Below are 21,545 nucleotides of genomic sequence, written 5' to 3'. Positions count from 1 at the left end.
TGCGCACAATCTCAACACTCACCGCACACACTCGCGCAGGACAGCGCCAAGAATTTACTCTACAATAGCGCGGGCCTCACGGCTCTTTCTGGTTTGGTTTTCATGAGTCATTAACGCTATGAGCGATTTTTCAGCCCCCACTTTTCGCATTGGGTTTCTTCACCCTCGCTATCTTCATACCTGGCTCGGCGTCGGGTTAATGTATCTGGCTAGCTGGCTGCCTTATCGCGTCCAATTTTATATGGGCCGCAGCTTGGGTCACTTGATGCATACACTAATGAAACGCCGCGTTAAAATTGCCGATCGTAACCTAGCGCTGTGCTTTCCAGAGATGACGCCCGCTAACCGCGCTGCGATGGTGAAAGAAAATTTTGCCAACGCCGGCCTTGCCTTGTTCGAGACTGGTATGGCGTGGTTTTGGCCCAAATGGCGAATCAACAAGCATGTCACCATTGAAGGATTAGACACCCTGCTTGAGCTTGAACAACAAGGCAAAGGGGTGCTTTTAATTGCCGTGCACTCTCTAAATTTAGAGATTGGCGCGCGCGGCTTAAGCGAACAAACGCCTGGCGTGGGGGTGTATCGCCCCAATACCAACCCTGTGTATGACTGGTTTCAGTTCCGTGGCCGGATGAAGCGCAATATTGGCGTCGATCGCAAAGACGTTAAGTCGATGATCCATTACCTCAAAGAGGGTCATCGCATGTGGTATGCACCCGATCACGATTATGGTCGCCGCCGCTCCACATTCGCACCACTGTTTGCGGTCAAACAAGCTTGTACCACCACAGGCACCAGTTTGCTGACCCATGCCGGCCACGCCACCGTGGTACCATTTTCTGTGGTGAGAGAACGACGGCTTGGCCAATACCGCGTTAAAATCGACCCACCGATAACGGATTTCCCTAAAGAAGCGCATGCCGCAGCGGTGATCACTAACCAAGCGGTTGAACGACTGATCCTACGCGCTCCAGAGCAATATATGTGGTTGCATCGGCGTTTTAAAACCCGCCCAGAGGGTGAGTCTTCCTTATACGAGGGAATCTAGCCCTATATAGGCCGCCAATCGCGGCCTCATTATTGCGCCTTACGCTGCGAGTCTGCTTGCCCATCAAACCACTGTTGCCAGGCTTGCTGCACGATTTCACGCTCATCGATAAAGGCATCAGCCTCCACCTGCCCACTTTCACCAGCTAGGTGGCTCCGGTGGAGCGCATTGCGCATCCGGGTATAGGCCGACTTTAATTCCGCCGCCTGCGTCAGTGGCATCACTCCCAGCTCTCCGGCTTGCTCAAAAATACGCGCGTTATCGCTATATCGGGTAAGCGCCGGTTGACTGGCACTGTTGCCGAGCACTAAGTATTGCGCCAAGAACTCGATATCAGTGATCCCACCGGCGTCTTGTTTGATGGAGAAGGTATCTTTTTGTCCTGTCGCTTTATGCTGACGCATTTTTTCACGCATGCCACTGACTTGCTCTCGCAGCGTATCGATGTCTCGTGGCGTGGTGAGAATGCGATGACGGACCTGGGTAAAGCCGGACTCTAGCTTAGGATCACCATATATCATGCGTGCACGCACCAGTGCTTGGTGCTCCCATGTCCACGCCTCTTTTTGTTGGTAATCAGCATAAGCTTCGAGCGTGCTCACCAGCATCCCGGAGGTGCCGGAAGGGCGAAGGCGTGTGTCAATGTCATACAGCACCCCAGAGGGAGTACGCGTAGAGAAAAGATGGACGATACGCTGAGCAAGACGCAGATAAAACTGCCGACCATCAATCACTTTACGACCGTCAGTCTCAATATCCGCGGGGCAGTCATGGAGAAAAACCACATCGAGGTCAGAATTATAACCCAGCTCCCATCCGCCTAACTTGCCGTAGCCAATCACCGCAAAGCCACGCCCCTCGCGCTCGCCCAAGTGTGTTGGTTGGCCATATTTTTCCACCATTTGGTGCCAAGCCTGATTGACCACCGCCTCCACAATCGCTTCGGCCAAGTAAGTCAAGTGATCACTGACGCGCATCACAGGTAGCACACCGGCGATATCCGCCGCGGCAATTTTTAATAACTGAACTTGCTTAAACTGACGCACCGCCTCCATTTGTTGCTCCATATCCTCAACGGGGATACGAGCAAGATAATCGCGTAATTCGCTGCGATAGGCATCCGGCGCCAAGGGTTGGTACAAATGGGTTAAATCAAGCAGCTCATCCAGTAGCAAAGGGTAGCGCGCCAACTTTTCTGCCACCATCGGGCTGGCCGTACAAAGTCGTAACAGCTGATCAATCGCCCCGGGGTGCTCATCCAACAGCTCTAAGTAGGTGGTGCGCGTCGAGATATTGAGTAACAGGTGGGTGATATGTGGCAGCACCTGCTGTGGTTGCGGTAACGTCAGTAGCTTACTTAACATGACGGGCATCAAACGGTTTAGCACCTCACGTCCTCGAGGGCCCACAGTGCGCTTAGCCAGCTCTTGTTTAAACGCTAATAACTGCTCAGCAATATTGGTGTCCGGTAAATCTAAGCCTGCTAAGATCAAGTGGGCGTTTTCTACATCGCGCGCCATCGCCCATAGATCGTGATACTCAGTATCGACGTCCGTGTCTGTTTCTTGCTCATCTTCGCCAATCAAGCCGGAAAACACCTGATTAACCGCTTGCATATGCTGGGTGATGTCGGCCTGTAAGCGCGTCCAGTCATTGACCCCCATGGCGTGACAAAGCCGCTCACGATCAAGGTCGTTATCGGGCAGGGTCTGCGTTTGGTTGTCATCAATGGCTTGTAGGAGGTTTTCAACTCGACGCAAATAGCAATACGCAGCCTTTAATTGGCTTACCTCAGCGGTAGGCAATAATTCCAGTTCCGCAATCGCATCTAAGGTGTCGAGCAAGCCACGTTGGCGCAAACTGGGCTCTCGGCCGCCACGAATAAGCTGAAACGACTGAGCAATAAATTCAATCTCACGAATCCCCCCCGCACCAAGCTTAATATTATCCGTTAAGCCACGCCGACGTACCTCTCGTTGGATTAACTGTTTCATCCGCCGCAACGCTTGAATGGCACTAAAATCGATGTAACGACGGAAGACAAACGGGCGTAGCATCTGCCGTAACGTTTGATAGCAGTCATACTGCTCTTTCCCCATGACGCGCGCTTTCACCATCGCATAGCGCTCCCAATCACGCCCTTGTTCTTGGTAGTAATCTTCGAGTGCGGAAAAGCTCATCACTAAAGGGCCACTATCCCCAAAGGGACGAAGACGCATATCAACCCGATAACAAAAACCGTCCACCGTGGGTTGATCAAGCGCTTTGATCAAGCGCTGCCCTAGCCGGGTAAAGAACTGGGCATTGGCGATGCTTTTTCTCGCGCCCTGGGTTTCTCCCGCCTCAGGGTAAGTAAAGATCAGGTCGATGTCTGAAGAGAAGTTGAGCTCGCCACCACCAAGTTTGCCCATGCCCAAAATCAGCATCGGCTGCGGCTCCCCCTCGGGGCTCATGGGTGTGCCCCAGTCGTGACAGCCGCGCTGATAGAGCCATTGATAAGCTGATAATATTTGCGCTTCCGCAAGGGCTGATAGATGCTGTAAACCTTGCTCAACCGGCCATTGATTTTGGATTTCCTGCCACGCAATCCATACGAGCTCACGCTGGCGGTGCTGACGGAGTTGACGGTGAAACTCGCTCTCATCCGTCACCGCTTCCAACGCCTGACTCAACTCAGCTTGGTATGTCTGCTCACGCGAGGCTTGCTGGCGATGCTGATACAGCCAGTCGAGAAGTCCAGAGGTTTGGGTTAATGCCTTGGCGACAAACTCGCTACACGCTAAAGCCTGCTCGAGTTGCTCACGCGCCGTGCCTTGCCACTGCGGCACGGCCTCAGGGGCAATTTCATTTAATCGTATCCAGTGCTGATGCAAGCAAGCGGCAAGAGAGTCAGAGAGTACCATGGGCAGTCCTTTTGCTATCGTCCTGTATCGACACTAACAAAAACGGCTCACCGATGCAGCGAGCCGTTGTTGATTACGGATAAAACCTCAAACGTGGTTAGACTTTAAAGGCCTCAATTTTATCTTTGAGTGATTGTGCACTTTGTTCAACCATCTCTGCCGTTTCATGCAGCTCAGACGCCACTGTCACCGATGCCTGGACCAAATCTTTAACATTGGTGAGGTTTTGGTTCATCTCACCGGCTACTGACGCTTGTTGTTCCGCCGATGACGCGATTTGGAAGTTCATGTCATTAAGCGATTGGATTTGCGTGACGATTTGCTCAAGCTCTCCGCCAGCCTGGCTCACTGACTCGACGCCTGTCTTGGCCTCGGAAACACTGCGATCCATCAAACCCACCGCTTTTTGCGCACTTTGCTGCAACTGGGTGATCATATCTTGAATTTCCACCGTGGCTTCTTGGGTGTGTTGCGCCAGCTTGCGTACTTCATCCGCCACCACTGCAAAACCACGCCCCGTATCGCCCGCGCGTGCGGCTTCTATCGCGGCATTGAGTGCCAGTAGATTGGTTTGCTCTGAAATTCCTTGAATGGTGACCACGACAGTACCGATTTTCTCCACCTGGGCATCGACCTGCCCCACGACCTGGGATGACTCGCTGATGTCATTGGACAGCTCATTGATGGTTTTGATGGTACTGCTCACGTGCTCTTGGCCACTGTTCGCCTGTTGGCTAGAGGTTTCGGTCGCTTTGGCCGCCTCTCGAGTATGCTCAGCGACGGTTTGCACGGTCGCACTCATCTCACTCATCGCCGAGGCAAGCTGATCCATCTCAGAGAATTGCTCTTGCGATGACTCTTTGGTTTCCGACATGCTGATCGTCATAATCTCAGCCAGAGAAGAAAGATCATCCGACGCTTGGCGCTGCGCGTTAATCACATCCACCAATTGCTGACGCGATCTTTCCAGCTCACGCGCTAAATCACCAAACTCGTCCCGGCTATTCATCTCAATCGGTTCACTGAGATCACGGTTGGCGAGCGCCCGAATTCTATCGGTAAGATAATTAATTTGCCGCAGCATAATATTGGAGCCGCCCAGCAAAATAACCATGAAAGAGACAATCATCAGCGCGGTTTGCCACGCGACCTGAATCATATAATCTTGGTAATACGCCTGCGCCTCAGACGTCGGTTGTGATGCCACGAGCCACCAATCGCTGCCGCCTACGGGCACGGCATAGCCATGACGGCCACCGTCATAAACGGTATAGCTAAACGCGCCTGACTGATTGAGAAACAAGTCAGCGACATCGGTTCCGGTGCTTTCATCCGGCACGCGCAACGCGTCAAACTGGCGCATTGAAGGGTGAGACCAGACCTGGCGAGTGGTGCCATTGACCAAATATAAATACGCCCCTTCGCTGAATTCGGCGTTCATGGTATCCACCGCCTCTCGCATCAAGCGTTCCCCATCCGGCTGATCGATGAGGGTGCCTGTCATTGCCGCGCTGGATCGCGCTAATTCTTGGGTCTGATTCAGGGTGAACTCAATCACGGACTGGCGAAACGTGTTCGCATCCCACATCTGCTTACCGACCAGAATAATGGTACTAAAGACCATGAGAATCACGAGTTTTGGGATCAAGCGCAGATTGGTAACGGGTTTTTCCCACGCATAAAAGTTATGTTTAGCCATAATCCTGAAAGCTCCATGTCCGTTATTAAGCCAACTGACTGCCAAACGGGCGATTATTAATACTGAGTGATGTTATATCGGCAAACGTCACCCTCACTGAATCCTTGTTTACCGTATTTGTGAAATTTGCCCATAAACAATGCCCATAATGATAAGTTAATCAAATTATCATCACGCACCTTGCCTGTTTATAACGTAAAAAAGTGCCAAATATATTGATCCTAGAGGCGGTTTTATCGAATCGCCTCAGACATTGAAACTGGATACTCAAGCAAGGTAACCGCATAAAGGCACACATAAAAAAAGCAACCTCCAGGCTGCTTTTTATCACTCTCGTTCGCTTACTCTTGCCAATAAGGAGTAAGACGCAATCCCGTTTGACGGCTTTGCGTCATCGCATGAAACAGTGACTCTTCTTTACGTGCCAACCACTTCTCTGCTTGTTTTTTATCCTCTTCATCGTCAATCTCGACCACTCGCTCACGCACCGGCTCGAGCAAGCGAAGCTCTTCAATGCCTTGCAACATATCGAGCCAAGGCAAGCGGAAGGCTTTACGCCGACTTTTGTCATACAAAGAGGCCAAGCAAGTGCCTAGCAACAAATTGCGTTGCAAGCGAGGGTATTGGTCAAAGTAGTCGTGCCGCGTCAGTGGTTTAGTTTCATCAAATGCGTCAAGCAACTCGTGCCAAGACTCTGGCAGTGCTTTGTCGGCCAAACGTTGAATCGGTTGGGCAAGCTTATCCGCCGCTTTATCATCTAAAAACGGTTGCCAACCTTTCGAGAGGATCCAGCGACTTAAATCGAGCAGTAAATTGCAATACCGCGATGTATGTAGCAGCGCGACAATGTCCTCTCGTTCAGGCAACCTCGCTTGTTCGACCTTCAAGCTTTTCACCAAGGTTTTTCGCGCGTTTAATTTACGCAGATATTGGCCTTTGTCTTCACACAGCCGGGCATTCGTCCGAGCATCATCGAGCCACGCCAGTTCACCCTCAAACCATTGCAGCTCTTGACGGAGTAAACTGCTTGCTCGGCGCGGCACCACACTGCCGAATAAGACAAACGCCTGTCGGATCAACAAGACGGCATAGCGAATTTCTTGTAACGCCTCAAGGGACTCACGCTCAATGTAGATTTGCTCGTGATAATGCCAGTGATTCAACGCATGCTCGAGGATCCGAATCAGGGCTTTTTCTTGGCTATCATCAGCGCCGAGTTTAACGATGGATAAGGCTTTAACCGGATCACCCTGATAGCCGGTTGCTAGGCGGTAGCCACGCGCCGCCTTGCTCAAATTTCCGAGGCGTAAGCCACCTTCATCCGCCAGGCTGCGTGCCAGCGAGAACAAGGCATCGGTTTGCCCGGAAATCAGCTCCAGCTCCACCTCAGAAATCACATCCTTGTCGCCGGCTTCGGTAGAGACCTCGCCTTGATCGCTCGCCAATTCGATTTGGCTACCGTCATCCGTTGCTAACAGCCATTGCTGACGCACAAAATCGGTGGAAAACAACGGCTGGAGAGCTTGGCTCAGTGCATCAACATCCAGATCATCGGGCCATGCATCGACTGGGATCAAAGAAAGATCAGGTTCAGGTCCGTTAAGCTCGGCGTTGTATTCTGGGCGCTGATGCAGCCCAGCCACGACCCGACCTGCCGTTTTGAGGGTTTGAATGTACACACCATCAAAACGACGTACCCGCAAACCGATATCGTATTTACGTAGGGTAAAATCTGGCGTATCGAAGTAGATGTTTCCCAGCTCACGCTGGCTTTGCTGTAGCTGTTTTACACTGACAATTTTATCGCGAATGCGATGAGAAAAGTCAGAAGAGACAAAAAATTTGAGCTCTATCTCAGTGTCCATACGGTTACCTATAGCCAATTGCCTGACAAGGATATGAACAATTGATCCTGTCGGCAAGCGCTATCACTACCAGGCTTGATCACGCGCACTGAGGCAGAGATCACAAAAGCTATTTCTTTAGCCTATGTTCTGCGCTACCATCGCCGCTCCGATATACCATCGTTGAACTTTTCGCCTCTCTTTTTTGCCCTCTGGGCTCGAGGCAACCAGGTAGATTACGGCTATGCCAGTCAATACAATTGTTGGGCTATTTGCAAAAAGCCCTATTAAACCACTGCAGCGTCACGTAAATCGTGTAAACGATTGTTGTGAGTTACTGATCCCCTTTTTTCATGCTTGCGAGCAACAAGATTGGGATAAGGCAAATCAACTCCGTCAGCAAATCTCAGATATTGAGAAAGATGCTGATACCCTAAAGCGCAATATCCGGCTTAAGTTACCACGAGGTCTCTTTATGCCCGTCGATCGCACGGACATGCTCGAGCTCCTCACCCAGCAAGACAAGCTGGCAAACTTAGCCAAAGATATTGCCGGCCGCGTGATAGGCCGTCAGCTTCGTATGCCCCCCTCAATGAATGATGCCTTTATCGCCTATGTGCAGCGATGCTTAGATGCTGCCGCGCAAGCACGCCGCGTGATCAACGAGCTTGAAGAGCTACTTGAGACTGGCTTTAAAGGGCGCGAAGTCACCTTAGTCGCCGAAATGATTCATCAGTTGGATGTGATTGAAGACGATACCGATTCTATGCAAATCCAACTTCGCCAAGCATTAATGGCCGTTGAGCAGGAGTACAACCCTGTTGACGTCATGTTCTTGTACAAAATCCTCGAGTGGGTCGGTGAAATTGCTGACCAGGCGCAACGTGTGGGTGCGCGCTTAGAGGTCATGCTTTCCCGTTCCTAACCGAGTGATGTAACAACAAGGTATTACAATGGAAATCCTGATGAATCACGGGACCATACTGATCATGGTCGCCGCGGCTTTTGGTTTTTTAATGGCAATTGGTATCGGCGCCAACGACGTCGCCAATGCAATGGGCACGTCGGTCGGCTCTAAAGCGCTGACCGTGAAACAAGCCATTATTGTTGCCATGATTTTTGAATTCGCCGGCGCATATTTAGCCGGTGGTGAGGTCACAGACACCATTCGCAAAGGTGTGATTGACACCAGTTTTTATGCTGATCAGCCGTTGGAATTAGTCTTTGGCATGATGTCCGCGCTACTGGCGGCTGGCTCCTGGCTATTACTTGCCTCATTCATGGGTTGGCCCGTCTCCACCACCCACTCTATCATTGGTGCGATTATTGGTTTTGCCTGCCTATCGGTTGGCGCAGATGCAGTCGATTGGCATACGGTGCAAGGCATCGTTGGCAGTTGGATTATCACCCCTTTTATCTCTGGCTTGTTCGCTTACTTTATATTCTTAAGTGCACAACGACTGATTTTTGATACCGACCGCCCTGTGCTTAATGCCAAACGTTTCGTGCCGCTTTATATGTTTCTCACCGCGTTTATTATCGCGATGGTCACCATCAAAAAAGGTCTCAAACATGTTGGCCTCCACCTCACGACCTTAGAGTCCGTGAGCGCCTCCATCGTGCTCTCTGCCATGGTGATGTTTTTTGGTGTTTATTACATTTCTAGAAAGTATCGCGGCGATGAAAATCAAGGGTTTCAGGGGGTTGAGCGGATATTTAGCCTATTGATGGTGGTCACCGCCTGTGCGATGGCCTTCGCACATGGTTCGAATGACGTGGCCAATGCCATTGGTCCGCTATCGGCCATCGTGGCCACGGTACAAAACCTCGGTGCTGTAGCGGAAAAAGCACAAATCGCCTGGTGGATCTTACCGATGGGTGGCGCGGGGATTGTACTCGGCCTTGCCACCATGGGACACAGAGTCATGGCGACTGTGGGCTCGGGCATTACTGAGCTTACCCCAAGTCGTGGTTTTGCCGCGCAACTGGCGACCGCAAGTACGGTTGTGCTCGCCTCTGGCACTGGCCTCCCTATTTCAACCACACAAACCTTAGTCGGCGGCGTTTTGGGCGTTGGCTTTGCCCGCGGTATTGCCGCACTCAACTTGGGTGTGGTGCGTAATATTGTTGCCTCATGGCTGATCACCTTACCCGCGGGGGCCTTGTTGGCTGTGATCTTTTACCAAGTGATGACCTCGCTATTTGCGTAACAAGCGCCGGTGATGTCAAATCACAGTCAAAAAAAGGGGGGCATGGCTCCCCTTTCTTTTACGCCTATGGCACTATGCCCAGCAAAGCCGATGTGTCCCACACTGAAATTATGCAAAGGACCCCAGACGTGAAACACCTGTATTCTGCTCTCGTATTGCTGTTCGTTCTCGTTGCCGCGCCTCGAGCGATGGCAGAAAACTATATTTCTGATGATTTGTTCACTTATATGCACTCAGGCCCGGGCACACAATATCGTATTATCGGCAGTGTCGATGCGGGTGATAAAGTCACTGTGCTAAAACGCAATCGCGATGAGGGCTATACCCAAGTAGTTGATAGCCGTGGCCGTAAAGGCTGGGTAAAAAGTGACTACGTGACCACACAACCTGGCTTAAAAGAACGCGTGCCGGCGCTAGAATCAGAGCTGAAAAAGGTAAAGTCCGCGCTGGCCAGTGCAAAAGATGATGCTAAAGCACAACAAAAAGGCTTGGCTGAATCCCTTAAACAGCGCAACGCGCAGATCGAGAAGCTGGAAGCACACAGCAGCGAACTCAATAAAAAACTGATTGATGCGCAAAGCGAAATCCGTGCTTTACGCGCCAAAATAGATACCCAAAAAGATGATCTTCTGATGCGTTGGTTCACCTACGGCGGCATGGTAGCCGGCGGTGGCTTACTGTTTGGCTTGGTGCTGCCACATCTTATCCCACGTAAAAAACGTCGCCGCGACGGCTGGGCATAATCGTGAATGAAAGGCTGCATTGGCAGCCTTTTTTATTGCGATCCTGATAGCGGCCTTTTAAGCACACGGTGGGCGTGCTGCTAGGCTCTATGTATACTTAAACCCATTCGCGACACAAACGTGATTGTGTCTTCTCTTTGTCATTAAGGAGTTTGGTGTGGAACATTATCTTGTCGGCGGTGCTGTACGTGATGCGCTATTAGGCTTGCCGGTCACAGATAAAGACTGGGTAGTGGTCGGTGCCACCGTCAAACAAATGCAAGCAGCCGGCTACCAGCAAGTCGGCCAAGATTTCCCCGTCTTTTTACACCCCACCACACACGAAGAACACGCCCTCGCCCGCACTGAACGAAAATCAGGCCAGGGCTACACCGGGTTTATTTGCGACTTCTCGCCAGATATCTCACTGGAAGCGGACCTTCAGCGCCGCGATCTCACCATCAACGCCATCGCCCAAGATGAAGAGGGCAGCTTGATTGACCCGTATGGCGGTCAGCAAGATTTACATAACCGCATTCTACGCCATGTCTCGCCCGCCTTTAGCGAAGACCCATTACGGGTACTGCGCGTGGCACGATTTGCCGCCCGTTTTGCGCCACTCGGCTTTACCATTGCCGATGATACCTTAGCGCTGATGAAAACGATGGTCGCCAAGGGCGAGCTCGCCCACCTCACCCCTGAGCGGGTTTGGCGCGAGTGGGAAAAAGCGCTCGGTAGTGATTGTCCCGATGTGTTTCTTGCTGTACTGCGCGATTGTGGTGCCCTTGCGGTGGTGCTTCCTGAAATCGACGCCCTGTACGGCGTGCCGAATCCAGCCAACTGGCACCCTGAAATCGATACCGGCATCCACACGGAAATGGTCAGCCGTTATGCCGCCTCATTGACCGATGACAAAAGCATCCGCTTTGCCGCACAAGTCCATGATCTCGGTAAAGCCCTCACCCCTGCCTCCATCTTGCCCGGCCATCGCGGCCACGGTGATCGCGGACTGCCCGTTATCAAAGAGCTGTGCGAGCGACTACGTATCCCCAACGCCTATCGGGATTTGGCCTTGGTGGTCAGTGCGCACCACTCCAAGATTCATAAGTGCGATCAACTCAGCCCTGAGCATTGGGTTGCACTATTTAATCAGATCGATGCGTGGCGCAAACCCGAGCGGGTCGAGCAATTGGCCTTGGCGTGTTTGGCCGATGTGCGTGGCCGCAAGGGACGTGAAAATTATTACTATCCACAAGCCGACGCCTTACGCGAGCGCTTTGCTTGCGCGCAACAGGTAGAGGTTAAGCCAATTGTCGACGCAGGCTTTAAAGGGGCGGCGATTCGTGATGAGCTGCATCGTCAGCGTATTCAAGCGGTAGCCGCGTGTCCGGCGCCCGCCTGCCCCGATGCAGTTAGCGCGTCGCGTTAACGGAATTCACGCGCGGCCACCGACAAGGTGGTGAGCGTCGGAGTCAGGTCAATCAACTTACCGGCAATCACGTGCACCACCTCGCCTTGCCGCTCGACAATGCCATGCACTTTCAACACCTTGGCTTGCATAAAAGCACGGGATTGCGCCCGTGCCGTCCCCGCCCAAACCACCACATTGATATTGCCCGTATCGTCTTCCAAGGTGACAAAGGTTACGCCACTGGCCGTACCGGGGGATTGCTTGCCCGTCACCACACCCGCTACCGCCACCCAGCTTTGTGGCGCACACTGTGATAACTCAACACCACGGGTAAAACGCCCCAACGTGCCGGCTTGAGCCATCAAACGAATGGGATGGTCAGTGAGCGACAGCCCCAAGGCTGCGTAATCTTCAATCACGTTCTGCCACTGGGAAGGCGAGTGAGGCAACGCAACCTCATCGTCACTGGCGGCCAGTAGCGGTAGTTGCCGCTGCTGATCCATCAGCGCCCAGCGCGCCTGATAGCGATTGCCAGCCAGCGTCGCCAATGCACCGCTACTGGCTAGGGCTTGATAGGCATCACGGTCAAGGTTAATTTCTTGCAGTGCCGATAAAGACGCAAAGCCTGCCTCCGGGCGATGGGCCAGCAATCGGTCTATTGCCGCCGCACTCAACCCTTTGACTAATCGCAATCCTAGCCGCACGCCCCACTGATCGTCGACCTTTTCTAAGCGATGATCCGCCCCTGAGTGCTGCACACAAACCGGCAACACAGGCACTTGGTGGCACGTGGCGTCTTGCATCAATTGTGACGGTGAGTAAAACCCCATCGGCTGGCTATTGAGCAAGCCGGTATAAAACGCGGCGGGATAATAATGCTTTAGCCACGCTGATACATAGGCCAAAACCGCAAACGAAGCCGAGTGGCTCTCAGGAAAGCCATAATCACCAAACCCACAGATTTGCCGGTAAAGCTGCTCGGCAAAGTCGGCGCGATAGCCTCGCGCGGTCATCCCAGCGATCAATTTGTCGCGAAACGGCGCCAGTCCGCCCTTTTTTTTCCAAGCGGCCATCGCGCGACGCAGCTGATCCGCTTCCCCACCGGAAAAGCCGGCCGCCACCATCGCCAGCTTGATCACCTGCTCTTGAAAAATGGGCACCCCAAGCGTGCGCGCCAGCACTTGCTCAACCGCTTTGGACGGGTAGCTCACCGCTTCTTCCCCATCACGGCGCTTTAGATACGGATGCACCATGTCACCTTGAATCGGCCCCGGGCGGACAATGGCAATTTGGATTACCAAATCATAATAACAAGCCGGTTTGAGCCGCGGCAGCATACTCATTTGTGCTCGCGACTCAATTTGAAACACTCCCACGGTATCGGCTTTCTGAATACGCGCAAACACCGCCGGATCGTCGCCTTGTTGGGTGATCGCCGCCAAACTCAAGCGAGGGCCACCGGTTTGGGCAATCAAATCAAAGGTACGTCGAATCGCAGTGAGCATACCCAGCGCCAGTACGTCGACTTTCATCAGATGCAGCGTTTCCAGATCGTCTTTATCCCACTGGATCACCGTCCGCTCTGCCATCGCCGCATTTTCCACCGGCACCAACTCATACAAAGGGCCATCCGCAATCACAAAGCCGCCGACATGCTGAGAAAGGTGGCGCGGAAAGCCGATCAATGTCTGGGTAAGCGACAGCCATTGTTGGCTTTTCGCGCTTTTAGGATCCAGCCCCAACTGCTGAAGTTGCTGCGTCCAAGGCTGGGTTTTATCGCGCCGATTGAGGTTTTGAATAAAAAAATCAATCTGGCTAGCGGGGATCGCTAACGCTTTGCCCACATCGCGTAATGCGCTTTTCAGCCGATAACGGATCACGGTTGCCGCCAAGGCGGTCCGCTCTCGGCCATATTTTTGATACAAATACTGGATCACTTCTTCACGGCGCTGGTGCTCAAAGTCCACATCAATATCCGGCGGCTCGTCGCGCTCTTTGCTAATAAAGCGCTCAAACAGCACATCGACTTTGCATGGATCCACCGCGGTGATCCCTAAGCAATAACACACTACCGAGTTCGCCGCCGATCCGCGCCCTTGGTATAAGATCCCACGCGATTGGGCAAAGCGCACCAGATCGTAAATGGTCAAAAAGTAATACGGATAATCGAGCGCCTCGATAAGCGCGAGCTCTTTTTCAATGATGACTCCCACGTCACGGGGCACCCCCTTGGGGAAACGCTGCTGTGCGCCTTGCTTGACCGCCTCACGCAGATAGGCCATCGCAGGCTCGCCAGTCGGCACCACTTCTTTGGGGTAGCTGTATTTGAGGCTCGCCAAGGAAAACTGACACTGATCGGCAATGTGGGCACTTTCCGCCAGCCACTCAGGGGGGAATAGAGAGCGTAGTTTAGACAGCGGGCGTAAGGCGCGCTCTGCATTGGGTAATAACGTCCTTCCCAATTCAGCGACAGGCTGGCGATGCCGAATCGCCGTTAAGGTATGATGTAACGCCAGCCGCTCAGGGTGATGCATCAACACATCACCACACGCGGTCACGCGAAGCTCATACTGGCTTGCCAGCATGCGACAGTGTGCCAGATACGGATGGTCGTTATCCGCTAGATCGCGCCGCACGGCCAGATACAAGCGCTCGCCATGATAACGCAGCAGCCACGTCGCCCAGTGATGATCGCTCTCCGCGCCATGAGGTAGCCATAGCACCAAGCCATGACGCACCGACATCAAGTCCCACTCGCTCAGCTGGTAGTCGCCTTTTTGACTGCGCCGCCGCGCATTGGTGATAATCCGACACAGCTCTTGGTAAGCCGCTTGGGTGGGACACAGTAGAACAACATCTAACGCATGCAGGCGAAAGCGACTGCCAATGATCAGCGAAAGCTGCGGATAATCACGCTGGGCTTGATACGCACGCACCACTCCTGCGACCGAGCATTCATCAGTGATCGCAAGCGCTTGATAGCCCAATGCTGCCGCTTGCGCCACCAGCTCTTCCGGGTGTGAGGCGCCCTCAAGAAAGGAGAAATTGCTGCAACATACCAGCTCGGCATACGTACTCATCGCTTCACCGTCTAACTAAACCAGCCGTGTAAAAACCAGGTTTTTTCTGGCGTGCGAAACACCCACAGCCATTGTTGCTGGGCGTTTTGGGCAATAAAGTAATCGCGCTGGATAGGCACGCCTTCCCACCAGCCCGTGACAATCCGCTCCGGCCCTTCACGTAAGGTGACCTTACCAATCAGTGGTGTGGGTTGCGGCAACAATAAACTTGGACGTGGGCGCGTAGGTGCCGAGGCCGTCGGCGTGGCGCTATGATGATGAGGGACATGTTGGCTGGCCGCCTCGGGACGGTGATGATCCACATACGCCAACCGCATGACCGACTCTTCCCCTAGTCGGGCTGCCAGTGTCGCGACCAACTCATCGCGGTTTTGCTCGCCTTGCTGCGCGCTAAAGAGATCGGTTTGTCCAGGCTGGTGGCAATCAATTTGCGTGGCGCACACACTCACTGCCGTCACTGGCTGGCTCACTTGCCATGACGTCAGCCGTAAACGCACCAATGCCATCCAGCGCTCGACGTCTTTCTCGCCATGCGCGGCCATCACCGGCAAGGTTTCTTCACATCCATCACGCAAGCTAAAGCCCAACGTTAGCGCGGGGGTGCAGGCACTACGCTGCTCAAGAAAACGGCACAGTGCCGAGACGAGATTCTCGATAATGGGCAATAAATGGGCTTGCTCACTGAGCTCAAACAATAAAACCCGTTGCTGAAAAAATTGCAGCGGTGGCTGAAAATAACGCAGCGGCGTCGGCTTATCGCCACGCACTTCAGCAAGATAATCCACCACAGAGCGCGGAAAACGTCGCGTCAGCGAAGCGGTGGGCAAGGCGATAAGCTCACCTAACTGAGAGAGGCCCAGACGCGTAAACTGGGTTTTTACCGCCTCTGGTAAAGGGGCTGCAGCCAACGGCAGTTGCTGCAAAGCCGCCTGTAAGTGCTCGGGGTCGGTACTGATCTTGCCCGTATGGCCATACGCCATAAGCTCGGCGGCTCGCGGCGTTTCGCCCACCCCGGCCTGATAACGAATACCACTTTCCACCAGCGTTTGAGTCACGGCCTGCCATAGCGGGGGAAAACCCTGATATAAGGCCAACATCGGTGACACGTGTAGCCATAAACCTTTAGGGGGATTGAGGCTGATTTCTGCGACTAGTGGATAAAGCTGTGTGGCGAGCTGCTCAAGCGCGGACTGCTCTTTCACCGCACAATAAGGATAGACTGCGAGCTGATGACAAATAAGCGCCGCCGCCCCTAACCCCATACCGATATTTAGGCCTTGCGCGTTCGCTGCTACAGAGAGCTGCACTAAACGGCCTTCTTGCTCGCTGACCAGTCCCACTGCTTGCGCCGATGACGGCGCATAAAGACTATCTAACAGCAAGCTCGGGCAATGCAGATACAGCCACAATGACATTACGCTTGCTCCCGCTGTTGTCGTGAGGGAAAGGCAAGCAAATTCTCTGCATTGCTCGGCCAGGTCACCAACGCGGGCCATTGCGTACGCCAATCGAGGGTAAACGGAGCCGGTGGCCATTGGCCGCGACAATAGCGCACCGTGACCGTTACGCCACATGCGGAAGGCGCCAGCGCCACGCTTAAATCAACCGGCAAGGTCAATGAGTACGTCTGCTGACGGCGCAACAGAACCACCGCACATTGGCCATGTTCGGCCGCCAGTTTTAGGCGCTTCACTTGCCCAACCGTGAGCGAAGATGGCCATAACACTACCGCCTGACACGCGCCACTGCGCGCCGCTTGCTCAGCGGCCCACAGCGCATCTTGATCGCTTTTGGGGGACACCAACAAGGTGTTGTCTGTGGAATAGCCTTGCTGATGTAGCATCGCTGCGTTGAGTCCAACCGGTGGCCGGATCCACACCACCTGCTGGCCGCTCGCGTGATACAACGCCGGTAACACCAGCCGCAACTCACCGACGCCATAGTCACTGATGATATCCGTCACACCTGGAGACGGAAGCCCGCCAAGGCACTGATCAAAGGCGCTATAACCGGTCGCTTTTTTATCGGGTAATTCCGCCATTAACGGGCGCTGACTGGCGCGCCATAGGCCGTGTTGTTGGGCTAATTGGTCGAGTGTTTTCATCATTAAAATACCTGTATATATATACAGTATATTTACTGATAAAAACGCTGCAAGGAAAGAAAACAAAAAAAGTAGAAAAGAGGAGGGTGGTGCATCAAAGAGAAAAAGACATGCGTGACACCGCAGCAGCTTCGGGACGTATGGGGTGCAATCATTAGCCATTGCGGCTAGGGAATAAGTAGGCGCTTTCCCCAGCGTAAAGTATTACCCACTTTACCCGACAGTAAACGGTATTATATTTCGACGATGGGGGTATTAACGGATTGCGAAGAAGCGAGCATCACTTGGTTGCGGCCACGGTCTTTCGCGCGATACATGAGAAGATCAGCGGCATGGATCAACGCATCTAGCTCTAGCTGCTTTATCTCCTCCACCACATCACTGGAAACAATGGCACCAATGCTCACAGTGACACGAATATCGGCGCCGCCAAATTCAAACACCGTGTCCGCAATATCGCAGCGAATGTGGTTAGCCATTTCAATTAAGGCATCTAAATCTTGGGTCGGGCATAAGATGCAAAACTCTTCTCCGCCTAAACGCGCAGCGGCCCCTTTTTTAACATATCGCTTTAAATAGCTCGCCAGATGTACCAGCACCTTATCGCCTTGCATATGTCCATAGGTATCATTGACCTGCTTGAAATGGTCAAGGTCAATCAAAATTAATCCTACTTCCTGCTGGCGGCTCAGCTTGGGTTTTAAGCGGGTAAAGTAGGTTTCGAGTCCACGGCGATTTAATAACTGCGTCAAAGGATCGGTATTAGCAAACTCTCGCAAACGTGCATTCGCTCGGCGTAATGCGACCGTGCGTTTATACACCATGCGTTTCAGAATAAAGATATAGGTCACCGCGCCTAACAGCACCGACAACACGATACTGGGAATAAGCCAAGCCGGGTAAGCCTCGACGCGCTCGGTATTGATCCACTTTTGCTTGATGCGTAACAGCTCTTCCGCCGGTATGTTACTCATTCCCTCGCGAACTTGCGCGAGCAAGGCTTGGTTGCCTTTGGGCACCGCCGCATAAATCGGGCGTGTGTAAAGGATTTGCTCTGCGACAAACGTCAATGGCTTATCAAAGGTGAGCATATAAAAATTAGCGACTTGGCTATCCGCCACTAGCGCATCAATCTCACCACTGAAAGCGGCGTCAAATAACCGCTCATTATTGGCGTAAGTCTGTTGTTCAACGTCCGGATAATGCTCGTTGAGATAGCTTGACTCATAACTGCCTGCAACAACACCGACTGCCTTACCGCCGACAAGCGTATCTGTTTTGGTGCCGCGCGCTTCATTGCGGATGTATAACGAACCATCAATATTAAAAATAGGCGCAACAAAATCGAGGTAGTCCTCGCGTTCGGTGGACTTCAATAACCCCGCATGAACACGGTTACCGCCTTCTTTCATATAAGCGAGCGTGTCGGCCCAATCGAGTAACACAAATTGTACGGGCTCATGATTATATTGGCCGTAGGCTTGCCAGAAGTCGACCAACAAGCCTTTTGGTTGGCCATCATCAGACAAGTAGCTGTAAGGCTTCCAGACCGAAGAATGAGTGGCGACTAAAATGTCTTTTTCTTCTGACAGATAGGCGTCGTCAGCCCATGCAAACGTACTCACATACGTGCAGGCCAGGAGCAGCATCCCTGTCAAAAGTCGAAAAGTGCGCGCAAACATTATTAGACAGTCCATTCAAAGAGTCTTGATGGTAGATAAATTCTAAGGGAACGCAAAAGACTTAATAAAAAAGCATGATCCAGTTCAAATTGGAAGCTAGATCACATCAGAAAGCATGCAAATGGCCACTGATGGCCGATAAAAGCAGCAAAAAGGAATACGTCGTATGGTAAAGGTGGAAACATCAACAGAAAGCGTAATCATGATAAAAATATCTTGATTCACCAGTGTGCTGTCATCGGGTTGTAATGATTTAAATCGTCAGCTGTGGTAAATTTACGCGCCCCAAAGGAAGGGAAGACTCATGAGACAGGAGCACTATTGAGTGCTTTATTGTCAATGAAGCCTTTATTGCCCGTGATCAACACAGATCACCGCAGACAATCTATACTCACGATCGATAAACAGTGACGTCACCACAGCAACCCTGGCTGCGGTAACGTCATTGCAAAATGCAAAAAATTCGCTTTCACAGCCACTTAAGTAGTAAAAGTGCGTGGTAAAATTACACTTTTCGGTGTGTTGTGAGAAAGCATCAGGCTTATGTTTCAATTTTTGACCGGAGAAATGTGTCGATGAAAAAGACCAAAATCGTATGTACGATTGGCCCAAAAACCGAATCTGAAGAGATGCTTACTCAGCTTGTTGAAGCTGGCATGAATGTCATGCGCCTTAACTTCTCACATGGTGATTACCAAGAGCATGGTACGCGTATCGCCAACTTGCGTAATGTGATGAAGCAAACCGGCAAACAAGCCGCTATCTTGCTGGATACCAAAGGTCCTGAGATCCGTACGGTAAAACTGGAAGGTGGCGACGATGTGCTACTGGAAGCCGGTCAAACCTTTACATTCACCACAGATACCTCTGTTGTGGGCAATAAAGAACGCGTCGCCGTGACCTACGCTGGTCTGCCGCAAGATTTAAAAGCGGGTGATACAGTACTGGTTGATGATGGTCTACTTGAGATGGAAGTACTAGAAACGACTGAAAAAGAAGTGGTTTGTAAAGTACTCAACAACGGTGAGCTCGGCGAAAACAAAGGCGTTAACCTGCCAGGCGTTTCTGTCAGCTTGCCTGCGCTGGCTGAAAAAGATAAATCGGATCTGAAATTTGGTTGCGAGCAAGGCGTTGATTTTGTTGCTGCCTCATTTATTCGTAAGAAAGAAGACGTAGAAGAAATCCGCGAGCTATTGGCGCAAAACGGCGGTAGCGACATCAAGATCATCTCTAAAATTGAGAACCAAGAAGGTGTCGACAACTTTGACGCTATCTTGGAAGCATCTGACGGCATCATGGTTGCTCGTGGTGACCTCGGTGTAGAGATCCCCGTTGAAGAAGTGATCTTCGCGCAGAAGATGATGATCGAAAAATGTAACCGTGCACGCAAGATGGTTATCACGGCGACACAAATGCTCGATTCGATGATCAAAAACCCACGCCCAACCCGCGCAGAAGCAGGTGACGTGGCCAACGCCATCATGGACGGCACCGATGCGGTGATGCTGTCAGGTGAATCAGCGAAAGGGAAGTATCCATTAGAAGCGGTGAGCATTATGGCACAAATCTGTGAGCGCACAGACCGTCAAATGTCTCCAGCCTTAGGCTCTCGCCTTGATAGCGACCGCCTACGTATCACCGAAGCGGTCTGTAAAGGCGCGGTCGATACCTCTCAAAAGCTCAGTGCCCCGTTGATTGTGGTTGCGACTGAAGCAGGTAAGTCAGCGCGCTCAGTGCGTAAGTACTTCCCAACCGCAAACATTGTTGCGGTCACCACTAATCCGAAAACAGCCGCTCACTTGTGTCTGACCAAAGGGGTGACACCTGTGATGATCGAAAGCATCGATAGCACCGATGAGTTCTACCGTCGTGGTAAAACCATCGCGCTAGAGTCAGGCTTAGCGAACAAAGGCGATATCGTGGTCATGGTCTCAGGCGCACTCGTGCCGTCTGGTACCACCAACACCGCCTCAGTGCACGTTCTGTAATAAGACGTTTACTGCAGACCTAAGCGGTTTTTACAAACCATCACGCCCCGACTCGTTCGGGGCGTTTTTTTATCACCCGTTCAGTGGCATGATAAAAGAAGGCACAGCAGGAAGCGCAATGAAACCAACCAAAGCACAAGAAGCCATGGCGCATATTTGGGCAGCAGTATTAACCCGCCAGCTCACATTAACACCGAATGCGCACGGCAATTATTCACTCACCGTCGCCACCTTATGCGAACAACTTGGTTTAACCACAGCAACGGCACGTGATGGCTTGCATTTACTCGCCATGGCGGGACGCATCAGCTACCAACCCCAACTCGGATACCAGTTAATGCCCTTAAGTCAGGCAGACTGGCAACCTCTCGCGTCTGGCATACAGGCAATGGTTGGCGCTTTCATGGATAGGCTGCCACCTCGGTTGGATGAGCCGACCTCATTGACCCTACTGGGTTTACTGCACAGCCTACAGAATCTGCCAGCCAAGGATTATCGTGACGTCGCGGCCGTGGCGCACTGGCATCAGCAGCTTCATTGCACGCTCTTTGCCGGGATCAACCCGTATCTCGCAGACGCAATACAGCCGCTTGTCGCCCAGCATTTACGCTACCTCACTCATCCTGATATCGGCTTTGAATTTGCAACCAGTTGGCAGCGCTTAATGCCAGTATTGCGCGGGCTTGTCTCTGCGCGACCACAAGCTCACAGCCGCGCTTATCAACACTATTGGTTGGGACTAAATACCATGGTCGGAGACAGGATCGGCACCTTTACCAGTGGACAATTTCTTTGAAGTGGGTTTTTATCAATACCGCTAACGGTACCAAATAGATGGCACTAAACTTGACGGC

At 52.3% G+C, this 21,545-nt stretch carries 14 protein-coding genes; 7 read left to right on the top strand and 7 right to left on the bottom strand.

From position 1 onward, the window contains the following. Positions 1-118: 118 nt before the first annotated feature. A complete protein-coding gene (gene lpxL / locus EHW56_RS10955) occupies positions 119-1,048 on the top strand; it encodes an LpxL/LpxP family Kdo(2)-lipid IV(A) lauroyl/palmitoleoyl acyltransferase (protein WP_152799762.1) in 930 nt (309 codons plus the stop codon). Between the two features lie 29 nt (positions 1,049-1,077). On the opposite strand, the gene glnE is transcribed toward lpxL, so the two are convergent. The 3 genes from glnE to EHW56_RS10940 form a co-directional block, all read right to left on the bottom strand. Beyond that, positions 1,078-3,951 (bottom strand): bifunctional [glutamate--ammonia ligase]-adenylyl-L-tyrosine phosphorylase/[glutamate--ammonia-ligase] adenylyltransferase, encoded by a 2,874-nt coding sequence (glnE, locus tag EHW56_RS10950; protein WP_152799760.1) that lies wholly within the window; start codon positions 3,949-3,951, stop codon positions 1,078-1,080. 97 nt (positions 3,952-4,048) lie between these two features. After that, on the bottom strand, positions 4,049-5,650 hold the full coding sequence (locus tag EHW56_RS10945; RefSeq protein ID WP_152799758.1) for a methyl-accepting chemotaxis protein: 1,602 nt from the start codon (positions 5,648-5,650) through the stop codon (positions 4,049-4,051). A 341-nt stretch (positions 5,651-5,991) separates the two neighbouring features. Continuing rightward, the gene (locus EHW56_RS10940) at positions 5,992-7,515 is read right to left on the bottom strand and encodes an inorganic triphosphatase (RefSeq protein WP_152799756.1); all 1,524 of its coding nucleotides are present in this window, start codon (positions 7,513-7,515) and stop codon (positions 5,992-5,994) included. Positions 7,516-7,738: 223 nt separating this feature from the next. Between EHW56_RS10940 and EHW56_RS10935 the strand changes: the two genes are divergently transcribed. From EHW56_RS10935 to EHW56_RS10920, 4 genes are all read left to right on the top strand, one after another. Then, entirely contained in the window at positions 7,739-8,419 is a 681-nt protein-coding gene (locus EHW56_RS10935) for a TIGR00153 family protein (RefSeq protein ID WP_046074245.1), read from the top strand. A 28-nt stretch (positions 8,420-8,447) separates the two neighbouring features. Then, positions 8,448-9,704 (top strand): inorganic phosphate transporter, encoded by a 1,257-nt coding sequence (locus EHW56_RS10930; protein WP_046074246.1) that lies wholly within the window; start codon positions 8,448-8,450, stop codon positions 9,702-9,704. Between the two features lie 128 nt (positions 9,705-9,832). Then, positions 9,833-10,447: a TIGR04211 family SH3 domain-containing protein gene (locus tag EHW56_RS10925; RefSeq protein ID WP_046074406.1), complete on the top strand. Its 615-nt coding sequence runs from the start codon at positions 9,833-9,835 to the stop codon at positions 10,445-10,447. 157 nt (positions 10,448-10,604) lie between these two features. Further along, positions 10,605-11,855 (top strand): multifunctional CCA addition/repair protein, encoded by a 1,251-nt coding sequence (locus EHW56_RS10920; protein WP_172970031.1) that lies wholly within the window; start codon positions 10,605-10,607, stop codon positions 11,853-11,855. Here the strand turns inward: EHW56_RS10920 and EHW56_RS10915 are convergent. The 4 genes from EHW56_RS10915 to EHW56_RS10900 all read right to left on the bottom strand — a co-directional run bounded on the left by EHW56_RS10915 (position 11,852) and on the right by EHW56_RS10900 (position 18,646). Then, positions 11,852-14,917 carry an error-prone DNA polymerase gene (locus EHW56_RS10915; protein ID WP_152799752.1) on the bottom strand — a complete coding sequence of 1,022 codons (3,066 nt, stop codon included), beginning with the start codon at positions 14,915-14,917 and terminating at the stop codon, positions 11,852-11,854. The genes EHW56_RS10920 and EHW56_RS10915 overlap by 4 nt on opposite strands. A gap of 11 nt (positions 14,918-14,928) precedes the next feature. Next, positions 14,929-16,332: a DNA polymerase Y family protein gene (locus tag EHW56_RS10910; protein ID WP_152799750.1), complete on the bottom strand. Its 1,404-nt coding sequence runs from the start codon at positions 16,330-16,332 to the stop codon at positions 14,929-14,931. Beyond that, on the bottom strand, positions 16,332-17,024 hold the full coding sequence (gene imuA, locus EHW56_RS10905; RefSeq protein WP_172970030.1) for a translesion DNA synthesis-associated protein ImuA: 693 nt from the start codon (positions 17,022-17,024) through the stop codon (positions 16,332-16,334). The genes EHW56_RS10910 and imuA overlap by 1 nt, the downstream gene beginning before the upstream one ends. Before the next feature lie 230 nt (positions 17,025-17,254). Beyond that, positions 17,255-18,646, bottom strand: a complete 1,392-nt coding sequence (locus EHW56_RS10900) for a sensor domain-containing diguanylate cyclase (RefSeq protein WP_172970029.1) — start codon at positions 18,644-18,646, stop codon at positions 17,255-17,257. Between the two features lie 632 nt (positions 18,647-19,278). Between EHW56_RS10900 and pykF the strand changes: the two genes are divergently transcribed. Continuing rightward, positions 19,279-20,691: a pyruvate kinase PykF gene (gene pykF / locus EHW56_RS10895; protein WP_077638652.1), complete on the top strand. Its 1,413-nt coding sequence runs from the start codon at positions 19,279-19,281 to the stop codon at positions 20,689-20,691. 118 nt (positions 20,692-20,809) lie between these two features. Continuing rightward, positions 20,810-21,487: a hypothetical protein gene (locus EHW56_RS10890; protein ID WP_152799744.1), complete on the top strand. Its 678-nt coding sequence runs from the start codon at positions 20,810-20,812 to the stop codon at positions 21,485-21,487. Positions 21,488-21,545 lie beyond the last annotated feature (58 nt).

This window comes from Salinivibrio sp. VGrn1 (assembly GCF_009377995.1).
In the GTDB taxonomy this organism is placed as follows: Bacteria; Pseudomonadota; Gammaproteobacteria; order Enterobacterales; family Vibrionaceae; genus Salinivibrio; species Salinivibrio siamensis.
The sequence above is the reverse complement of the archived record's forward strand: the minus strand, read 5'-3'. Positions and strand labels throughout refer to the sequence as shown.

What these genes read in the sequence shown, in the direction of transcription:
- lpxL (WP_152799762.1), top strand. Translation starts at nt 119, where the DNA reads ATGAGCGATTTTTCAGCCCCCACTTTTCGCATTGGGTTTCTTCACCCT.
- glnE (WP_152799760.1), bottom strand. Translation starts at nt 3,951, where the DNA reads ATGGTACTCTCTGACTCTCTTGCCGCTTGCTTGCATCAGCACTGGATA.
- EHW56_RS10945 (WP_152799758.1), bottom strand. Translation starts at nt 5,650, where the DNA reads ATGGCTAAACATAACTTTTATGCGTGGGAAAAACCCGTTACCAATCTG.
- EHW56_RS10940 (WP_152799756.1), bottom strand. Translation starts at nt 7,515, where the DNA reads ATGGACACTGAGATAGAGCTCAAATTTTTTGTCTCTTCTGACTTTTCT.
- EHW56_RS10935 (WP_046074245.1), top strand. Translation starts at nt 7,739, where the DNA reads ATGCCAGTCAATACAATTGTTGGGCTATTTGCAAAAAGCCCTATTAAA.
- EHW56_RS10930 (WP_046074246.1), top strand. Translation starts at nt 8,448, where the DNA reads ATGGAAATCCTGATGAATCACGGGACCATACTGATCATGGTCGCCGCG.
- EHW56_RS10915 (WP_152799752.1), bottom strand. Translation starts at nt 14,917, where the DNA reads ATGAGTACGTATGCCGAGCTGGTATGTTGCAGCAATTTCTCCTTTCTT.
- EHW56_RS10910 (WP_152799750.1), bottom strand. Translation starts at nt 16,332, where the DNA reads ATGTCATTGTGGCTGTATCTGCATTGCCCGAGCTTGCTGTTAGATAGT.
- imuA (WP_172970030.1), bottom strand. Translation starts at nt 17,024, where the DNA reads ATGATGAAAACACTCGACCAATTAGCCCAACAACACGGCCTATGGCGC.
- pykF (WP_077638652.1), top strand. Translation starts at nt 19,279, where the DNA reads ATGAAAAAGACCAAAATCGTATGTACGATTGGCCCAAAAACCGAATCT.
- EHW56_RS10890 (WP_152799744.1), top strand. Translation starts at nt 20,810, where the DNA reads ATGAAACCAACCAAAGCACAAGAAGCCATGGCGCATATTTGGGCAGCA.